Source organism: uncultured Tateyamaria sp. (assembly GCF_947503045.1).
GTDB lineage: Bacteria > Pseudomonadota > Alphaproteobacteria > Rhodobacterales > Rhodobacteraceae > Tateyamaria.
Map to the genome: position 1 here is coordinate 1,062,531 of NZ_CANNCF010000002.1, position 19,197 is coordinate 1,081,727.

The 19,197-nt window shown below is 63.4% G+C and carries 18 protein-coding genes and 1 tRNA gene; 12 read left to right on the forward strand and 7 right to left on the reverse strand.

Annotation, left to right across the window (positions count from 1 at the left end; translation table 11 throughout):
* Window positions 1–4: 4 nt before the first annotated feature.
* The 8 genes from Q1A89_RS13610 (at window position 5) to Q1A89_RS13645 (ending at window position 7,811) form a co-directional block, all read left to right on the forward strand.
* Window positions 5–898 carry a DMT family transporter gene (locus Q1A89_RS13610; protein ID WP_299729009.1) on the forward strand — a complete coding sequence of 298 codons (894 nt, stop codon included), beginning with the start codon at window positions 5–7 and terminating at the stop codon, window positions 896–898.
* Complete coding sequence (locus Q1A89_RS13615; protein WP_299729011.1) at window positions 895–1,773, forward strand: sugar kinase; 879 nt, start codon at window positions 895–897, stop codon at window positions 1,771–1,773. The genes Q1A89_RS13610 and Q1A89_RS13615 overlap by 4 nt, the downstream gene beginning before the upstream one ends.
* 24 nt (window positions 1,774–1,797) lie before the next feature.
* A complete protein-coding gene (locus Q1A89_RS13620; RefSeq protein WP_299729014.1) occupies window positions 1,798–2,835 on the forward strand; it encodes a Gfo/Idh/MocA family oxidoreductase in 1,038 nt (345 codons plus the stop codon).
* Window positions 2,832–3,839: a Gfo/Idh/MocA family oxidoreductase gene (locus Q1A89_RS13625; RefSeq protein WP_299729017.1), complete on the forward strand. Its 1,008-nt coding sequence runs from the start codon at window positions 2,832–2,834 to the stop codon at window positions 3,837–3,839. Before Q1A89_RS13620 ends, Q1A89_RS13625 begins: the two co-directional genes overlap by 4 nt.
* Entirely contained in the window at window positions 3,836–4,879 is a 1,044-nt protein-coding gene (locus tag Q1A89_RS13630) for a Gfo/Idh/MocA family oxidoreductase (RefSeq protein WP_299729020.1), read from the forward strand. Before Q1A89_RS13625 ends, Q1A89_RS13630 begins: the two co-directional genes overlap by 4 nt.
* The gene (locus Q1A89_RS13635) at window positions 4,876–5,880 is read left to right on the forward strand and encodes a Gfo/Idh/MocA family oxidoreductase (protein ID WP_299729023.1); all 1,005 of its coding nucleotides are present in this window, start codon (window positions 4,876–4,878) and stop codon (window positions 5,878–5,880) included. The genes Q1A89_RS13630 and Q1A89_RS13635 overlap by 4 nt, the downstream gene beginning before the upstream one ends.
* 156 nt (window positions 5,881–6,036) lie before the next feature.
* Window positions 6,037–6,948 (forward strand): NAD(P)-dependent oxidoreductase, encoded by a 912-nt coding sequence (locus Q1A89_RS13640; RefSeq protein ID WP_299729026.1) that lies wholly within the window; start codon window positions 6,037–6,039, stop codon window positions 6,946–6,948.
* A complete protein-coding gene (locus tag Q1A89_RS13645) occupies window positions 6,945–7,811 on the forward strand; it encodes a sugar phosphate isomerase/epimerase family protein (RefSeq protein WP_299729029.1) in 867 nt (288 codons plus the stop codon). Before Q1A89_RS13640 ends, Q1A89_RS13645 begins: the two co-directional genes overlap by 4 nt.
* Window positions 7,812–7,815: 4 nt before the next feature.
* Here the strand turns inward: Q1A89_RS13645 and Q1A89_RS13650 are convergent, their stop codons facing one another.
* Entirely contained in the window at window positions 7,816–8,871 is a 1,056-nt protein-coding gene (locus tag Q1A89_RS13650; RefSeq protein WP_299729032.1) for an FAD-dependent oxidoreductase, read from the reverse strand.
* A complete protein-coding gene (locus tag Q1A89_RS13655; protein WP_299729190.1) occupies window positions 8,868–9,539 on the reverse strand; it encodes a cupin domain-containing protein in 672 nt (223 codons plus the stop codon). Before Q1A89_RS13655 ends, Q1A89_RS13650 begins: the two co-directional genes overlap by 4 nt.
* Before the next feature lie 133 nt (window positions 9,540–9,672).
* Here Q1A89_RS13655 and Q1A89_RS13660 point away from each other — a divergent pair, with 133 nt between their 5' ends.
* From Q1A89_RS13660 to Q1A89_RS13670, 3 genes are all read left to right on the forward strand, one after another.
* Window positions 9,673–10,233 carry a TetR/AcrR family transcriptional regulator gene (locus Q1A89_RS13660; RefSeq protein WP_299729035.1) on the forward strand — a complete coding sequence of 187 codons (561 nt, stop codon included), beginning with the start codon at window positions 9,673–9,675 and terminating at the stop codon, window positions 10,231–10,233.
* Between the two features lie 94 nt (window positions 10,234–10,327).
* Complete coding sequence (locus Q1A89_RS13665) at window positions 10,328–11,938, forward strand: glutamate synthase-related protein (protein ID WP_299729037.1); 1,611 nt, start codon at window positions 10,328–10,330, stop codon at window positions 11,936–11,938.
* Window positions 11,935–13,908, forward strand: a complete 1,974-nt coding sequence (locus Q1A89_RS13670; protein WP_299729040.1) for a thiamine pyrophosphate-binding protein — start codon at window positions 11,935–11,937, stop codon at window positions 13,906–13,908. Before Q1A89_RS13665 ends, Q1A89_RS13670 begins: the two co-directional genes overlap by 4 nt.
* A 239-nt stretch (window positions 13,909–14,147) precedes the next feature.
* Here the strand turns inward: Q1A89_RS13670 and Q1A89_RS13675 are convergent, their stop codons facing one another.
* From Q1A89_RS13675 to Q1A89_RS13695, 5 genes are read right to left on the reverse strand one after another with little or no spacing between them, the layout of a single operon-like run.
* Window positions 14,148–14,915 (reverse strand): 5-oxoprolinase subunit PxpA, encoded by a 768-nt coding sequence (locus tag Q1A89_RS13675; protein WP_299729043.1) that lies wholly within the window; start codon window positions 14,913–14,915, stop codon window positions 14,148–14,150.
* A gap of 4 nt (window positions 14,916–14,919) precedes the next feature.
* Window positions 14,920–15,945, reverse strand: coding sequence for a biotin-dependent carboxyltransferase family protein (locus Q1A89_RS13680; protein WP_299729046.1), 1,026 nt, complete (start codon window positions 15,943–15,945; stop codon window positions 14,920–14,922).
* Window positions 15,942–16,688 (reverse strand): carboxyltransferase domain-containing protein, encoded by a 747-nt coding sequence (locus Q1A89_RS13685; RefSeq protein WP_299729049.1) that lies wholly within the window; start codon window positions 16,686–16,688, stop codon window positions 15,942–15,944. Before Q1A89_RS13685 ends, Q1A89_RS13680 begins: the two co-directional genes overlap by 4 nt.
* A gap of 38 nt (window positions 16,689–16,726) precedes the next feature.
* Entirely contained in the window at window positions 16,727–17,935 is a 1,209-nt protein-coding gene (locus Q1A89_RS13690; RefSeq protein ID WP_299729052.1) for a crosslink repair DNA glycosylase YcaQ family protein, read from the reverse strand.
* Window positions 17,932–18,960 carry a LacI family DNA-binding transcriptional regulator gene (locus Q1A89_RS13695; protein ID WP_299729055.1) on the reverse strand — a complete coding sequence of 343 codons (1,029 nt, stop codon included), beginning with the start codon at window positions 18,958–18,960 and terminating at the stop codon, window positions 17,932–17,934. Before Q1A89_RS13695 ends, Q1A89_RS13690 begins: the two co-directional genes overlap by 4 nt.
* Before the next feature lie 129 nt (window positions 18,961–19,089).
* Here Q1A89_RS13695 and Q1A89_RS13700 point away from each other — a divergent pair.
* A tRNA-Arg gene (locus Q1A89_RS13700) sits at window positions 19,090–19,166 on the forward strand.
* Window positions 19,167–19,197 lie beyond the last annotated feature (31 nt).

Sequence of the window (19,197 nt, forward strand, 5' to 3'; positions counted from 1 at the left end):
CACCTTGGCCATAACAGCCCGCGCACAGCAGGACCGCGCGGCCCTTGGCATCGCAATGACGCTGGGGGCCTACGCGTTCTTTGCCTTGATCGACACGTCGGTCAAATGGCTGGTGCTGGCCGGGCTGCCGGCATTCCAACTGGCGTTCATGCGCTACCTGCCGCATTTCATCATCTCGACCCTGCTGGTGCTGCGGCAGGGGGCAAGCTGGTCGAATTTCCAGACCGACCATCTGGGACTGGTGATGCTCAGGGCGTTTCTGCTGGCCTCGGCCACGCTCTTCAACTTCATCACGCTGAAATACCTGTCGCTGACAGTCACCGGGTCGATCATGTTTTCGGCCCCCATCATCGTCTGCGCGTTGTCATGGCCGCTGCTGGGGGAACGGGTTGGTCCGTGGCGGTGGGGCGCGATCATGCTAGGCTTTGTCGGGGTGCTGGTGGTGATCCGCCCCTTTGATGCGGCGTTCCACTGGATTGCACTGCTCAACGTCTACAATGCGATCTCGCTTGCACTCTATTCCATCATCACCCGCAAGATATCAGGTGTTGTGGCGGCCGAAACCATGCAGTTCTACATGGGTGCGTTCGGCGCGATCCTGCTCGCCCCCTTCGCCCTCAACGTCTGGGTCATGCCGGACACCCCGTTCCAATGGGCGGTGATGATCGGGCTGGGCATCTGGGGCTGGGCGGGTCACGAGATTTTCTCGCGGGCGCACTCCTATGCTCCGGCCAATACGCTGATGCCCTACACCTACAGTTTCCTGCTGTATCTGGCCATTGCCAGCTATGTCGTGTTCAGTGAAGTTCCGGATGGCTGGACCATTCTGGGGGCCACAATCATCGTCTGTTCTGGATTTATCGTGTGGTGGCGCACGAGCCGAAAGGAAATCACATGAAGATCGCAGCAATTGGCGAAGCGATGATTGAACTGTCGATGGCGGGGAACACCGCCGGGGTTGGGGTTGCGGGCGATACGCTCAACACCGCGATCTACCTCAAGCGCAGTGCGCCGACCTTCGAGGTTGACTATATCACCCGGGTCGGCACCGATCCGTTTTCCGACCGCATCGTCGATTTCATCGCGTCCGAAGGGATCGGCACCCAGTACATTCACCGCGACCCGCACGGCACACCGGGGCTTTATGCGATCACCACCGACGACGCGGGCGAGCGGTCCTTTACCTATTGGCGCGACAGTGCTGCGGCGCGGCTGACCTTTGTGACCGACAAGGGGCCGGATTTCGTCGCTCTGGCGCAATATGACGTGATTTACCTCTCTGGCATCACCATGGCGATCCTGTCTCCGTCGACGCGCACGGCGCTGATGCGTTTCCTTCAGGCCTTCAGAAAATCAGGCGGGCGGGTCTGTTATGACAGCAACTATCGCCCCCGCCTGTGGCTTGATCCCGACACGGCGCAGATGGCCAATGACGCGATGTGGGCGCTCACGGATATCGCCTTGCCGTCAATTGATGATGAAGGTGAAATCACCGGAGAAAGCCCCAAGGATATCGCCCGCCGCTTTCTCGACATGGGACGCACAGGTGCGCTGAAACGCGGCGCGCTTGGCCCGCAATGCCTGAAAACAGGGGCGACCTACGACTTTCCAACGGCCGAAACGGTGGTCGATACCACCGCGGCGGGGGACAGTTTCAACGGGGGCTACCTTGCGGCGTCGTTGCTCGGGGCCTCGCAGGCCAACGCCCTGCGCGCAGGCCATGACCTTGCCATGCAGGTTGTGGGCCACAAGGGGGCTATCCTGCCGAAATAACGGCAGCGCGGCGAGGGGATCAGGATGGATGTTGTTTTGATCGGTGCGGGCATGGTGGCCCAGACTCACGTGCTGGCATTGCGCGACAACGACGCAGGGCTGCGGCTGGCAGGCGTTCTGGGGCGTGATGCGGTGCGAACGCAGGCCTTTTGCACGCAAGCCAGCGCCACGGTTGGCCACGACGTCACTGCCTTTACCGACATCGAACACGCGCTGGCCGCACGCCCGGACATGGCGATCCTGATCACCCCGCCCAATGCACGTGCAGACTACGCAACGGCACTGGCCGGGGCAGGCATCCCGACGCTTATGGAAAAACCACTGGAACGGACGCTGCATGCGGCAAAGGATATCGTGGGCACCTATGCTGACGCCAAGGTCCCCGCCGCCGTCTGCTTCCAACACCGCACCCGCGCCGCCTCCCGCGCCCTCAAGGCACAGCTTGAGGCAGGTGCATTGGGCGAGGTCATCCACGCAGAGATCCGCGTGCCGTGGTGGCGCGATCAGACCTATTACGATGCCGAAGGGCGGGGCAGCTACGACCGCGACGGCGGCGGCGTGATGATCAATCAGGCGATCCACACCCTCGACCTCGCGCTTTGGCTCGCAGGCCCCATCGCGCAGGTGCAGGCGCAGATGCGCACCAGCCCGCTGCACCGGATGGAGGCCGAAGACATTGCCGCCGCCCTGCTCACCTTTCGCAGCGGGGCCAGCGGCATCCTCAGCGCCAGCACCGCCGCCTATCCCGGTGGTGCCGAAAGCATCGCGCTGACCACAAGCCGCGCGCAGGTGCTGCTGCAAGGCGATATGCTGCAGATCGGCTGGCATGACGGGCGCATTGACGTGATGACACCAGATGCGGACACGGGCACTGGTGGCGGCGCCGACCCGATGGCCTTTTCCCACGGCTGGCACCAGTCCTTGATCGAAGATTTCGCGCGCTGCGCCCAAGACGGCTCCGCCCCGCTGGCCCCGCTGAACGAGGCGCTGCATGTCCACGCGGTCATCCACGCTATGGAACAGGCTGCGCGCACCCAAACCCTGACGGATGTCCCCACATGACACTCAGCTTTGTCGCCCTCGGCCTGGATCACCGCCACATCTACGGCATGACCGAAAACATGCAGCGGATCGGCGCACGCTGCCTCGGCTTCTGGACCGACGGCACCCCGCAACCGCTTGAGGGTTACGTCAAACGCTTTCCCGATCTGCACCGCTTTGCCACGCTGGACGAGGCCCTTGGCGCGGGCGCCGATCTTGCGCTGGTGTCGGCCATTCCCGCCGACCGCGCCGCCCTGTCGATCCGCGCCATGCAGACCGGTCACGACGTGATGACGGACAAACCCGGCTGCACCACACTTGCTCAACTTGCTCAGATCAAGGCAGCCGTCGCCGAAACCGGGCGCATCTGGTCGATCAACTTTTCCGAACGATTCGAGGTGCCCTGCGTCACCCTCGCCGATCAACTGGTGCAAGAGGGGGCCATCGGGCGGGTCGTGCACACCACCGGCCTCGGCCCGCACCGCCTGAACCGCGACACGCGGCCCGACTGGTTTTTTCAACGTGAAAGATACGGTGGCGTATTGAGCGATATCGCCTCGCACCAGATCGACCAATTCCTGCACTTCACCGGTTCGGACAGCGCGACTGTCACGATGGCCCATGTCGCCAATCATGCCAACCCAAACGATCCCGGCCTGCAGGATTTCGGAGAGGTGTCGCTGCGCTCAGATCACGCCTCGGGCTATATCCGCGTGGACTGGTACACGCCCGACGCCCTGCCCAATTGGGGTGACGGACGGCTGACCCTGCTGGGCACCGAGGGCTATATCGAGCTGCGCAAATACGTCGATGTCGGCGGACGCGCTGGCACGGACAGCCTGATCCTCGCCAATGGTAGCCGTTGCGAAACCATCGACGCGTGCGAGGCGGGGTTGCCCTATTTCGAACGCCTCGCCCACGATATCGCCCACCGCACGGAAACGGCGATGACGCAGGCCCATTGCTTTACTGTGATGGACCTCGCATTGCAGGCCCAACAGATGGCCGAAGAGGGCAGCGCATGATCCGCGTCGCGATCCTTGGGGGTGGTATCGGCGCGCAACATCTGTACGCCTATCAGACGCTCGAGGCATTCACCGTCACCCACCTCGCCGATCAGGATGACGACAGGCGCGCGACCCTGTGCGGGGACACCATCATCGGCCTCACCGATATCGACGCAGCACTTGAGGCCGACGTCGACCTGATCGACATCTGCCTGCCGCCGCACCTGCATGCCCCGGTGGCGATCAAGGCGCTGGAAGCGGGCAAACACGTGATCTGTGAAAAGCCGCTGGCCACCTCGCTTGCACAGGTCGATGCCATCGCAGCGGCGGCACAGGCCGCAGGCAAACAGGTATTCCCCGTGTTTCAATACCGCTTTGGCCCGGCCTTTGCCCAATTGTCCGCCCTGCGCACTGCCGGTCTGACAGGCGCGCCTCGCGCCGCCGCGCTGGAAACGCACTGGAACCGGGGCGCGGACTATTACGCCATCCCGTGGCGTGGCACATGGGCCGGGGAACAGGGCGGCGCGGTGCTCGGCCACGCCATCCACGCCCACGATCTGCTGTCCCATTTCATGGCACCGATCACCAGCGTGACCGCACGTCTCGCCACCCTCGTCAACCCGATTGAGACTGAAGACACCGCCGCCTTGCTGTTCGATCTCGAAGGCGGCGCATTGGCCGCCAGTTCAATCACATTGGGCAACGCGCGTGACGAAACACGCCTGCGCTTCGTTTACGAGCACCTAACCGCAACGTCACATACGAATCCGTACGCTCCGGGCGAGGGCGCGTGGACCTTTACAGCAAGAGACCCAGACCAGCAGGGGCAAGTGGATCAGGTCGTGCGGGACACGCCCCTCGGCGCATCGGGTTTCGCAGGTTTCCTGACCGAAGTCGCCAAGGCCCTGCAGGACCAGCCAAACGCGGCAGTGACGCTTGCGGATGGTGTCGCCTCCATCGCGCTGGTCACGGCGATTTACGCATCGCACCGCAACGGCGCGCCCGTCACCCTGCCGCTGCCGCCTGACCATCCGCTCTATCACGGATGGCAACCATGACGCGGATCGGCGTGGCAGGCGCCGGGCTGATCGGCCGCCAGCATATCGCCGCGATCACGCGCACGCCCGGGGTAACGCTCTCGGCGGTTCTGGACCCCGAAGTCCCCGAAATGGACTGGCCGCGCGCCCACGACCTTTCGGACCTCGCCGCACAGTCCGACGGCATCATCCTCGCCGTGCCCAACGCCCTGCACGCCCCTATGGCCGAGGCGTTGATCAGTGCCAACTGCCCGATCCTGATCGAAAAACCCCTGACCGGCAGCGCTGCCGAAGGCGTGGCGCTGGTGGCCAAGGCAAGCGCAGCAAGTGTTCCCATCCTCGTCGGTCACCACCGCCGCTACAACCCGCTGATCACCAAGGCGAAAGAGATCATCGATGCAGGCACTTTGGGCACGCTCACCACGGTCCACGGCCAATGCTGGCTGCCCAAGCCGGATCACTATTACGACGCCGACTGGCGGCAGGGGGCAGGGGCCGGGCCGCTTTTCATCAACCTGATCCACGATGTGGATGTGCTGATGTATCTCTGCGGACCGATCGCGCAAGTGCAGGCGCTGGAAAGCAACCGCATCCGCGGCACCGCCGCCGAAGAGGTCAGCGTCGCCATCCTGCGCTTTGCCAGTGGCACGCTGGGCACGCTGAACCTGTCCGATACCGCCCTTGGACCGTGGAGCTGGGAGCTGACCGCCGGGGAAAACCCGGCCTATCCCAAGACCGATCAGTCAAGCTATCTGATTGGTGGGACACACGGTTCTCTCGCTCTGCCAAACCTGTCCGTATGGAGCCAGAAGGACGGCCCGGACTGGTGGGCGCCCATCGACCAGACCCGCATTCCAGTGCCCACAAGCGACCCGCTTTCGGCGCAACTGCTGCACTTTGCCGAAGTGATTGCAGGGCGCGCCGCACCTCTGGTCAGTGCCGAGGACGGGTTGCGCGCCGTGCAGGTGATCGAGGCGATCAAGCAGGCCGCCCAAACCGGCACAGCGGTCGATATCCCTTAGAAAATTCGCGGCTGTTTTTGGCGCAAGCTGTGCTACTCTTTCCCTCGCGCGCATCTGCGCGCCGCGATAGGGCAGGGGGTGTCTTCTGGACCTGCCCGGCGTCCGCGCCTGACGTGAAACCCCACCTGACATTGTGACCAAGAGGGGAGGCATCTGATGCCATCAGTAGGTGTGATCGGATTGGGGGACATGGGCAGCGGGCTGGCCAAAAACCTGATCGCAAACGGGTTCGAAACATGGGGGCGCGATCTGATCGAAGCCCGCCACTGCGCCTTTGGCGACATGGGCGGGCAAATGGCCGCCACGACCGCCGAGGTGGGGGCAAACGCGCAATATGTATTCGTCATGGTGATGAAAGGGGCCGAAGCGCATGAGGTAATCCTGGGCGAGGGTGGGCTCGCCAGTGCGATGGCGCCAGGCGGGACAATCCTGCTGACCTCGACCATCAAACCGGCCGAGGCGCGCGCCATTGGCGAGGGCTTGAAAGACACCGGGCTCATGTTGATCGACAGCCCCGTGTCGGGTGGTTACCCGGGGGCACAGGGCGGCACGCTGACCCTGATGGCGGCAGCACCAGACAATGTGCTGGGCGACGCAAGGCCGGTGCTCGAGGCGGTGTCGGCCTCCATCCACCACGTAGGCACGGCGCCGGGTGAAGGGCAGGTGGTCAAGGCCTGCCTGCAATCGCTGATCGGGTCGATCTTTTCGGCAACCTTCGAGGCCGCCGCACTGGCTGCCAAGGCGGGCGTGCCGGGCCAGGTGATCCTCGACGTGTTCTCGACCTCATCGGCAGGCTCCGGCATCACCAACAACGCGCTGGAAAAGATCATCGACCGCCAGTTTGTCGGCACAGGCAGCCACATCAACACCATGCACAAGGACCTGACGATCTCGATGGCGCTGGGTGAGGAACTGGGCGTCCCCCTCCACACCGCCGCCGCCGCGATGCAGGTTTTCCACGCCGGGCGCACGCGCCACCCCACCGGCGACAACTGGGTCGCCACCCGCGTGATCGAAGAGATCGTGGGCGCCGAATTGCATCGCGACGCGGCCAAGGTCACACGATGAAGCTGGGGGTGATCACTGACGGGATCAGCCGAGATTTGTCCCATGCCGTTGATGTGATGGACGAATTTGACCTCACCTATGCAGAGCTGCAATTCGTCGGTGACGCAGAGGTGGGCGACCACAGTCCAGAGCAGATCAAGGACATCGACACCCTGCTGCGCGACCGGGGCAAGCCGGTCAGCTGCCTCAGCCGCCACATCTTTGCGGGCATGACCTCTCAAAACCGCCCCGGGGATGCGCTGCACACACAGCACATGGACGCCCTCAAACGGGTGATCGACATGGCGCATATCGTCGGCAGCCCGCTGGTGCGGATCATGACCCAGAAAAAGGAACAGATCCTCTGGGGCTCGGGCGGGGCCGAGAAATGGAACGTGGCACATGACGCATGGGACGCAACCGCGCCGCTGATCGCCCCTGCCGTTGACCTCGCACGCGCGGCGGGTCTCACGCTGGTGATCGAAACCGGCAACGGGACCATGGTCAATTCCAACTACACCGCCCGCCGCCTGATTGACGAGCTGAACGCCAAGGACACGCTCAAAGTGCTATGGGACCCGGCCAACAACTGCTGGTGCCACGAACTTGCCTATCCGGACGGGTATAAAGAGGTCAGGGACGGCTATCTTGGCCACATCCACATCAAGGATGTGCAGGTCGACACCCCGCGCGCCACGCTTGAAGTGCGAGAATTCGGGCAAGGGCAACTCGGCCCACTGTTCCAGCCCATGGCCGACGCATTACGGGCTGATGGCTATGACGGCGTCATTTCCTTCGAAAGCGTCTATCACCCCGGTAACGGTGAATTCGAGGCCGGGTTCCGAGCCTCGATCGACAGATTCAAAGCGGTCTTCGGCCCCTGAGCGTTCAGGCCACGAGGGCCGCAGCCGCCTCATGCGCTGCCCGCGTTCCGGTTTCGACCGCGCCTTCGATCAACCCGCCATTGCGCGCGGATACTTCAGCCCCGGCAAAGAACAACCGCCCCTCAACAGGGCGGGACAAGGCGGGCACGCCATAAGGTGGATGCCCGTGCGGTGGCACGCGATCCGCCGGAGTCGCAGTGAACGGCTCATCCGCCCAATCCATCAGGTGCAGCGCCGCAGGCGCACCTGCCTGCGTCCCAAACAGACGCACCAATTGCTCCAGCGCCGCCGCCTTCAACGCCCCCGCATCAGCGCGATGCTCAAACGGCACCCCGACAAAACCAAACAGACCAAAGGCACCCGCCTCCGGATCGCTCTGATCCGCGATTTCGACCAGCGGACCAAGCTGGCTGACCGCGCCACCCGACAACCCGGCCTCGCGCCAAAAGGGGCGATCATAGATCGCTACCAATTTGGCATGGGCGGCCATCCACGTGGGCCACTGGTGAAAGGCCGCACGCAGATCGCGCGACCAGACCGGAGTCACCGTCCACGTGTCCGCAATCGGACCGGGCACCGCGCAAATCACCACATCCGCATCCCATACGGTGCCGCCTGTCGCAGTCACCCGCGGCGTGCCCGACAGATCAACCTCCTCCACAACCTGCCCCAGCTTGATCGCACCCTCTGGCAGCGCAGCCGCCAAGGCGTCCGCCAGCGCCTGAACCCCGCCGCGCACACGGGCGGCGTCACTGTAACGGTGCGCGAACACACCCCGCCGGGTCTGGCCATGCAGCTCATGGAGAAAATCACCGTCCTCGAACTGAGGCAGCATTTGCAGCCCCAATTCGGCCAGCAGGGACACCACCATCGGCTGATAATCCGGCCAGATCCACGAGGGCCCCAGATCAATCCCGCCTGAGCCCACAGGCACACTCAACGCTCGGCCACCCACGCGGTGCCGCGCCTCAAGCACGGTGACCGCATGGCCCGCCTGATGCAGACGCAGCGCGGCCGTCAACCCGGCGAGACCGGCGCCCAGAACAAGGGCCCGTTTCACTTCTCGGCAATCTGACGCAAATGGCCCGTCTTGACCCACAGGCGCGCCCCTTCGGCACCCGCGGTCAGGTCCGATTGTGACCCGGGCGCTAGACGCAGCCAATCGCGCGGTCCCATCTGATCGTCCCCGCTGCGCAACGCGCCCTCCAGCACCAGGATTTCCGCGCCGTCCTCTGCGGCAAACACATGCTGTGTGCCACCCGCCCAGACTTCGAGGCGGACATGCTCGCGCGCGTCCTCGAACAGGGTCGCAGTCTCAACACCGGTGCGCGACACATCAGCCGAAGTGTCCACGGCGTTGGTATCGATGCGCACATGGGTGCGGTCCTCGGGATCGAACTGCCACAGTTTGACGAAAATCGTGGCACCCGGCTCTGACCCGGGTGTGTGGCGCGAGGTTGGCGGGTTGCGCACATAGGTGCCAACCGGAAAATCGCCGTCCTCGTCCTGAAACACACCCTCAAGCACGATATATTCCTCGCCCCCGTCATGGGTGTGCGGGGCAAAGGCGCTGCCGGGGGCAAAGCGCACGATGGTCGTGGCACGCGCCACCTCGTCGCCGATCCGATCCAGCATCTTGCGTTCCACTCCGGCACCGGGCGACGCCCGCCACGGATTGTCGTCATAGGCGATGCGCACATCTTTGGTAAAATCGGCGTTCAGTTCCATCATGGGCCTCCGGTGGGGTTGCCTACCAAAAGGTAGAGGAATATACAAATCTTGCAAGATACAGGGTAGATTTCTTTTTCAACGCTCAAGAAAAATGAGAACAACTCAGTATACCAAGTAGTAGGCAAATACCGTGAACACCAAGACAACCTTGCTCAACAGCGCCGAAGATCTCGTGCGCAGCCGTGGTTTTGACGGGTTCAGCTACAGCGATCTTGCCACGCAGGTCGGTATCCGCAAGGCCTCCATCCACCATCACTACAAGACCAAGGCCGATCTGTCGCTGGCCCTCATCACCCGCTATCGCGGCGTGTTCATGGAGCGCCTGGCCGAGATTTCGGCGCAGGAACCACGCGCCTCTGGGCGCCTGCTTAGCTTTCTGGACCTCTACCGCGACGCCATGCGCGGCGGGCGGTCTTTATGCCTGTGCGTGGCGTTCAGCGTGACGCAAACCGCCTTGCCCAAGGACAGCACCGCCCAGCTCGAAGGCTTTCACGCGGATGTCGCGCAATGGCTCGAAACCGTGTTTCGGCTGGCCCTGCACGATGGCACGCTGCGCGGTGTCACCACGCCAAGGGCCGAGGCGCATGCCGCCCTCGCCACGGTCGAGGGCGCGCAAATCATGGCGCGCGCCGCCGAGGATGCCACCCGATTTGAGGCCGCCATAGACACGTTGCGCGCGCGGGCCATCTGATCGGTCTGTCAGAATAGAAGGGTTAAGAAAAGTGATATGCTTTGCCCCCTGACCTGTGCAACCTTGTTCCAATGACCAAATGTGGGACGACAGAATGAAAAAAGAAATTGTGGCGCAGCTGTCCACGCTCGAGGATCGCAGCCCGGCCTATGCCATCGTGGGTGAAGTCGATCTGGTTGTGGTGCGCTTTGATGATGAGATTTCGGTGTTTTATGGCCGCTGCCTGCATCGCGGCGCGTTGATGTCGGATGGTTTCGTGCGCGGCAATAACCTGATCTGCGGATTGCACGACTGGGACTACCGGCTGGACAGCGGCGTATCCGAATACGCCAATGACGAGGCGCTGCCCAAGTTCAAAAGCTGGCTCGAAGGGGACAGCATCTGCGTCGATGCGGATGAAATCACGGCCTGGGCCCACGACAACCCGCAACCCTTCAACCGCGACTCTTATCTGGGCCTCTATGCCGACACGTCCCACGGAACCGAGGAAGAACCCCATACCGGCCTGATCCAGCAATATGCGCGCGACGGCCTGTCCAAGACCGGCCACCACGGCAAGGTCGATGCCATGGGCGTGCCGCGCCATACTCTGCCGGACTGGGACGACATCCAGATCCTCACAGCGCAGCTTCACAAACCGCCGTTGCTCGACGATCAAGCGGTCAGCACAGAGGTCGTGATCGGCCCCAACGCACAAAAACCCCTGCGCCTCGACATCCCGCTCTTTGTTTCTGACATGTCCTATGGCGCGCTGTCCGAACCGGCCAAGGTCGCTCTGGCGCGCGGCGCGGAACTCGCAGGCACCGGCATCTGCTCGGGCGAGGGCGGCATGCTGCCCGAAGAACAAGAGGCCAATTCCAAATACTTCTACGAACTCGCCTCGGCGCGCTTCGGCTTTTCCTGGGACAAGCTCGACAAGGTGCAGGCGTTCCATTTCAAGGGCGGGCAAGGGGCCAAGACCGGTACTGGCGGGCACCTGCCCGGCAACAAGGTTCACGGCAAGATCGCCGAAGTGCGCGGGCTGGACGAAGGTCAGGACGCGATCTCCCCCGCTCGCTTTCCTGACTGGACGGACCCGTCCCAGATCAAGGATTTCGCCGACGAGGTCCGCGACCGCACCGGCGGCATTCCCATCGGCTACAAACTCAGCGCCCAGCACATCGAAAAGGACATCGACGCGGCCCTCAGGGTCGGCGTGGACTATATCATCCTCGACGGGCGCGGTGGCGGAACGGGGGCGGCCCCCATCATCTTCCGCGACAATATCTCGGTGCCGACCATCCCTGCACTGGCCCGTGCCCGCGCGCATCTGGACCGGCTCGAACGGGGGGACGTCACGCTGGTCATCACCGGCGGCCTGCGCAAACCGGCCGATTTCGTCAAGGCGCTCGCCCTCGGGGCCGACGCCATCGCGCTGTCGAACTCGGCCATGCAGGCCATCGGCTGCATCGCCATGCGCGCCTGTCACACCAACAACTGCCCCGTCGGGATCGCCTCGCAAAAACCGCATCTGGTCAGCCGCCTGATCGTCGAAAAATCCGCCCGGCAACTGGCCAACTTCTTCGAGGCCAGTACCGAGCTGATGCAGGTCATGGCCCGCGCCTGCGGCCACGACCATCTGAACAAGTTCAACGCAGGCGACCTGACCACATGGAAAAAGGACATGTCCGACATCTCGGGCGTGCCATTCGGAGGACTGACATGACCGACACTCTGGACTGGATCAGCGTCGGGCACACCGGCGACCTGCCCGAAGGACGGGTCAAGACCGTCACCGCCCGCACCACATCGATTTGCCTCTCGCATTTCGACGGCCAATGGGCGGCGATGAACAACCACTGCCCACACCAGCGCGGACCCTTGGGTGAGGGTTCGATCGAGCGCGGCGAGGGTGGCAAATGCTGGATCCGCTGCCCGTGGCACGGCTGGGATTTCGACCCGCTGACCGGCAAACCGCCGGGCGGGCACGAGGACACCGGCCAGACGATCTACCCGGTCAAAATTGAAGATGACGAGATTTTTGTGGGGCTCGAGGCCGAGCCGCCGCACCAGCGCACCGTGTCCGACCAGATGGCCGAAAGCATGGTCAACTGGGGTGTCAAACATGTGTTCGGCATGGTTGGGCACTCGAACCTCGGTCTGGCTGACGCCATACGGATGCGTGTCGAGGCGGGCGAGATGAAATTCGTCGGTATCCGCCACGAAGGGGCGGCGGCCTTTGCTGCATCGGCCTATGGCAAGCTGACGGGCCATCCGGCGGCCTGCCTGACCATCGCAGGACCCGGCGCCACGAACCTGCTGACCGGGCTTTGGGATGCCAAGGTCGACCGCGCGCCGGTTCTGGCGCTCACCGGGCAGGTGCAAACGCAGGTCTTTGGTCCCGGCGCGTTTCAGGACATCGATCTGGCCTCGGCCTTTGCCGCCGTCAGCCGGTTCAGCCAGACGGTTCTGTCGACCTCGAACCACTCCGAACTGGTCTCGCTTGCGATGAAAAACGCGCTGGTGGAACAGGACGTCGCGCACCTGATCTTTCCTGACGACATGCAGACCAACCCGTCAGACAAGCCCGCCAGCACGCCCGACGGGCGCATGGGGCGGGCCGTGATCAAACCGGCAGATACAGACGTCAAGGACGCGCTCGACCTGCTCAACAGCTCCAAGCGCCCGATCCTCGTGGCCGGTCACGGCGCCTGGGATCATATGGAGGCGATCACAAAACTGGCGAGCGATCTCGGCGCGCCGGTGCTCACCACGTTCAAGGGCAAGGGCCTGATCGCGGACGATCACCCCAACGCTGCGGGTGTGCTGGGTCGCTCCGGCACGCCCATCGCCAGCTGGTTCATGAACGAGGCTGACCTGATCCTGACCCTCGGCACCTCCTTTTCCAACCACACCGGGATCGAGAAATCCAAATCGATCATCCAGGTCGATTTCGAGCGGATGCAACTGGGCAAGTTCCACCCCGTGACCCTGCCCATCTGGGCCGAAATCGGCGCCTTTTGCGAAGCGGTTGGGCCAAACATTAAGCGGCCTGCGGGCGCCCCGGACCAGATCAGCGAACTGGCCGAACGCTGGGCCATCTGGCGAGACGAGAAACAGACCCGGCTGGGCGAGGAAACCGCCAAGGGCATCCACTCCGCCGCCATCTTTGCCGCCCTGTCGCGTATCGCACCGGCGGACGCCGTCATTGCCGTAGACGTGGGCAACAACACCTACTCCTTCGGGCGGTACTTTGAGACCAAGGGCCAGCGCGTGCTGATGTCAGGTTATCTCGGCTCCATCGGCTTTGGCTTTCCCGCCGCAATGGGGGCCTGGGCTGCGACACAGGATTTCGACTGGCTCAAAGGGCGCAAGGTGATCTCGATTTCCGGCGACGGCGGCTTTGGCCAATACCCGATGGAACTGACCACGGCCGTCAAATACGGCATGGACATCACCCATGTGCTTTTGCACAACGGCGAGCTTGGCAAGATTTCCAAGGAACAGCGCTCAGGCGAATGGCCAGTCTGGGAGACCAACCTGCACAACCCGTCCTTTGCGGCCTTTGCCAAGATCTGCGGCGCGCATGGGGAAAAGGTGGTGTCTTCGGACGCCATTGAGGCGGCCTTGCAAAAGGCGCTGGATGTGGACGGCCCGGCGCTGGTCGAGATCATGACAGACGCCGATCTGGTCTGACCCGGGCGCGCCACAGGTACGCCTTACGGACGTAAGGCGCAGGTGTCCTGCGCCTTTTACCTTTGATTAAGAAACGGCAGCGCGCGCTGCGTTAACCACGCGTGGCGTGCATTTACGGTGCACAGGGTGTGTACGCCCTGTGCACGCGCCGTGCATGCCGGATTCGCCTGTTTTTTATGGCGTTAACGCCTCGATTCGCGTCGTACCTGTTGCGGCACCGGAAACCTGTTGCGCGTGCGCTATCCCGTGCGGCCCTCAAACGTCTTCACCGCGATCCCCGCATCCTCAAGCATGCGCCGCACACTGGCCGCAATCTCCACAGCCTCGGGCGTGTCGCCATGACAGCAAATGCTGTCGATGGGCGTCTCGATCCGGGTGCCGTCCTCGGTGATGATGGCCTGCGCCTTGACCATCTCGACCATGCGTTTGCCTGCAAGATCAGCATCATGGATGATCGCACCGGGTTTGCGTCGGTCAACGAGCGTGGCATCGGCGTTATACGCCCGGTCGGCGAAAATCTCGCAGGCAAATCGCGCCCCCAGCGACCGCGCTGCGCGTTCCTGCGCCGTGGCGGCCAGCACCATGACAATGGCATCGGGATGGGCCGACAGGGCGGCCTCGTAACAGCCCCGCGCCATCTCCTCGTTCTCGGAGGTCATGTTCCCCAACGCACCATGCAGCTTGATATGGCGCACCTCGGCCCCAAGGCTGCGGGCCATTCCAAGGCTTGCGCCCACCTGACAGCGGATCGAATTCTGCAGCGATTTCAGCGGCATATCAATGCGGCGACGGCCAAAGCCCTGAATGTCGGCAAAGCCCGGATGCGACCCGATCCCGACGCCGCGCTCCAGTGCGATGCCCATGGTGGTCGCCATTACATCCGGATCGCCCGCATGGGCGCCACAGGCGATATTGGCCGAGGTCACCGTGTGCAAAAGGGCCGCATCATCGCCCATGGTCCAGGGGCCAAAGCTTTCGCCCATATCCGCGTTCAGATCGACTTGCATGTCGCTATTCTCCTTCGTCGAGGTCCGAGTGCATGGCCGAGACCACACCACCAACCAATTGATAACTCAACAGATCCTGCATCGTGGCAGGATCGCGCACCAAAGGGGTCACCGTGCCGGGCAACTTGGCCTGCTCCGCATTGGCGCGGGCCTGAATGGCGGCCCCATCCTCCAGTGTGACAAAGGCAAAGCGCACATCCGCCCCCGCAGGCGCCTGCGCCACACGCGGCAGATCGCAGGGCAACACGGTGCCGATCCGGGGATAGCCGCCCGTGGTCTGGGATTCAGCCATCAACACAAAGGGCGTGCCGTCCCCGGTGATCTGAATGTCGCCGGGCACAATGACTTCGCTCACGATGCTGAGCGCCTTGGGGTTCGAAAACCCCTCACCGTCGCTGTCCATCCGGATGCCTTGCCGATTGGCGCGGGGGTCGCGGCGAAATTCCGTGTTTTCAAAGCGTTGGCGGATCGCGGCATCAAAATCCTCGGTCTGGACACTGGGCACTACGCGCACCGTCCCGCCACTCAGCCGCGCCTCGGGGGTCAGGGTCATGCCAACGTCGCCTGGTTTGTCAGGGCCGACGGGCAGTACATCCCCCTGCATCACCAGAACGCCAAGGCCGCAGGACAGATGCGTGGCGCGGGATCCCAGCACGGGTTCACCGGCAAATCCGCCGCCCACATGCAGGTAGCCATAGGTGCCGGACCGGGTCGGGCCGATGGTCAGCTTCGCGCCCTTGGGCAGGGCATGGCTGGCGTTCCACGCCACCGCGCTGCCGTCGATCTGTGCCGTCATGACGGCCCCAGTCAGGGCGATGCGCATGTCTTGCGTGGCCTCGAATGTGCCGCCGGTACCCACCATTTCGACAACGGCCAATGTCGGGCTTTGCCGCAGCAGGGCCGCCCCTTCGTGCACCGCGCGCACATCCGCAGCCCCACCGCAGGTCAGTCCCACGGCCAAAAACCCAGGCCTGCCAAGGTCTTGCAGCGCCATCGCGGGCCCGGCCTGTTGAACAACCAGCCCCCTCATTCCAGCACCTCACTCAGCGCACCACCACCGCCGTCCGCGTTGTGGGCTTCAATGCGCGCAAGCTCCTGCGCCGTGATGGCAGTGAACTGCACCTCGTCACCGGGGGCGAGCGGAAAGGGCGTGTCGCTCAAGGGGCGAAAACAGGCAAAGGCAGATTGCCCCACATGGCGCCAGCCAGTGGGCGTGTCCTTGGTAAACAGGCAGACCTGCCGCACCGCGGCCACCAGAGCGCCCGCCGGAACATTCGGGGTCAGCCCGACCTGACGCGGAATGCTCCACGCCTCGCCCAGCGTGCCAAGATAGGGTTGGCCGGGCGCAAATCCCAACGTCAGAACGCGCAGCCGGGCCGAGGTCAGGTCCGCTTCGGCCTGTGCTGCGCTCAGGCCTGCGGCCTCCGCCGCCTCGGCCAGTTGCGGGGCGCGGGGGCCCCCAAAGACGGCTGGAATGGTCCACAAAGTGCGCCCGGCGGGCAGGGACACCGATGTCCAGTCTTGCCCGTCCAAAATGCCACTTAACCGGTCCCGCAAGCCGTCAAACCCGTGTTCTGAAAGGTCCACGCGGAAAAAGGCCGACACCAGCGTGCTGCTGCTTTCGGTGATTTCCGGCCAGGCCTGCGCATCCACAGCACTGCGAAACGCAATGGCCGCCCGGTTTGCCGCATCCGTTGCCGTGTCGCCAAACGTGACCAGCAGGCCGTTCAGGCCAACGGATCGTATGGTCGGAATGATCTGAGCGGTTTGCATAAGGCGAACGTAACGTCTCTGTCCCGACGCGCAATTGCTTAAAGCGGGTCGCGCAGCCAATTGTCGTCATAGACCAGCTGTTCGACACCAGCCAGTCGCAGCACGCGGTCCAGTTCTGCCTCCAGCGCGCGCTGACGCCCCTTGCCCCAGCGCACGCCCCTCTCGGGCCACACGGCGCGCACCCGCAACGTGTCTTCGGCCCGAAACGCCTTCATATCAATGCGCCCGACGACCCGGTCGCCTTCCAGAAGGGGAAAGACGTAATAGCCGTATTTGCGCTTTGGTTCGGGCACGAAAATCTCGATCCGGTAGTCAAAACCAAACAGCCGCTCGGCACGTTTGCGATCGCGCAAGGCCGGATCAAACGGGCTTAGAACCCGCAGGCGCGACGTCGGATCAATGGTTTGGGTTGGGCAGTCCGGCAGGTCGGGCCAGGCATAGGCCGGGCGCTCGGACCCATCCACACCAGTGACGAGGACCTGAATGATGCGGCCCGCCGCCAGCGCTTCAGCGCACCACGCTTTTGCCTCTGCGGGCGTGATATGAGCCCAGAACGCGGCCAGTTCCCCATGGGTGGCAAAGCCCAGACGGCTCAGCGCCTCGCGGCAGCACCAATCGATGGTTTCGGCCTCGTCCGGGGCATTTCCGGCGGTGGTCTGGTCGATCACCCGTTCGGTCAGGTCATAGTATTTCTGAAAGCCCTGCCGCTTGACCACGCTCAACGCGCCACTGCGCCACAGATATTCCAGAGCTGTCTTGGACGGGTGCCAATCCCACCAGCCGCCTGACCCGCGCTTTTCCCCTTCACCCACATCCGCCGAACAGACCGGACCACGCTCGGCAATCATGTCGAGGACGGCTTGAAACTGCGACTCGAACCCGTCCCGCCGCCAGTTCTTCCAGCGGTTGCGCAGCAGGGCAGCGTCGCGCTGGCGGCGCATGTGCCAGTAGGGGTAAAACGCAATCGGAACGATGGCGGCGTCATGGGTCCAGTGTTCAAACAGGGCCCGGTCGCGCTCGTATAAAAGCTTTAACGCTTTTGGCCGATACCGTGGCCTGCGCGAAAACAGGATCAGATCATGGGCGCGTGCAACGGTGTTGATGCTGTCAAGCTGCACAAAGCCAAGCCGCTCGATCAGGCCAAGCAGATCGTCACCCTTGGCCACGCCTACCGGCGTTTCCGACAACGCATGGCGATCCAGAAAAACGCGCCGCGCCGCGCTGTTGCTTAGGGTAAACGGGGTCAAGTCCGCCGTTGGCGACGCAAGGTGTCACCATAGGCAATCTTGGGCGTTAGCGTGATATGCTGCGGCTCGGTTGATCCGGCCAGACGCTCGACAATGATGTTGGCGGCTGCCCGCCCGATGTCCAGGCGGCAGGCGTCCATGGTGGCAAGGCGACGGGGCAGCCCGTCCAGCAATTCGACCCCGTTGAACCCGGCAAGCCCGATTTGCCCGGGCACATCCACACCCTGCTCCAGCAGGTACAGCAATCCGCCCGCACCGATCATGTCATTGGAATAATAGAGAAAATCGAGGTCCGGATTCTCGTCCAGCATCGCCTTGGTCATCTCGCGGCCCTTGGCCAGCGCCGACCCGCCCGAATAGAAATCCCGTGCCTCGATCTCGATCCCGGCCTTGGCCAGCACCTCTGTCAGCCCCTCAAAGCGTTTGCGCGCACGGTGATCGCGCGGCATCGACGTGCCCATGAACCCGATCCGCGAATAGCCTTGTTTCAGGATCGCGCGGGCCATGTCCTGCCCGGCGGCGCGGTGCGAAATCCCGACCATGTTGTCGACAGGATTTCCGTCTGTATCCATGATCTCGACCACTGGAATGGCAGCGTTTTGCAACATCGCGCGGGTGGCATCCGAATGCTCGAGCCCGGCAATGATGATGCCCGAAGGACGCCATGACAGCATCTCGTAAAGCACCCGCTCCTCCTTGTCGCGCATGTAGTCAGTCACGCCGAACACAGGTTGCAGCGGCGTGTCTTCCAGCACCTGATTGATGCCCGTCAGCACTTCGGGAAAGACCATGTTGCCAAGCGAGGGGATGATGACGGCCACGAGATTCACCTGCTGAGAGGCCAGCGAACCCGCGATCTGGTTGGGCACGTAGCCCAGCGATTTGGCGGCAGCCAGCACCTTGGCACGTGTCGCCTCGCTGACATCGCCCCGGTTGCGCAGCACCCGGCTGACGGTCATTTCGGACACACCGGATGCAGCAGAAACATCGCGCAGGGTCAGCGGGCGTGGGGCGCGATCGGTCAACGTCAATCCTTCGAATTTGTGACCCTTTGAGTTATCGCCAAATGCCAAGGGATTTCAAGAGTCTCAACGCGTATTGGCCGCTGGTCACGGGTGACAAGCGGTCTGAGACGCAGTAATGGAATGGCGCGCGGCCCCGTGGCTCAACTGGATAGAGCAGCCCCCTCCTAAGGGGCAGGTTGCAGGTTCGAATCCTGCCGGGGTCACCAAAAACACCTGAAAAATATGGCTTATTTACAG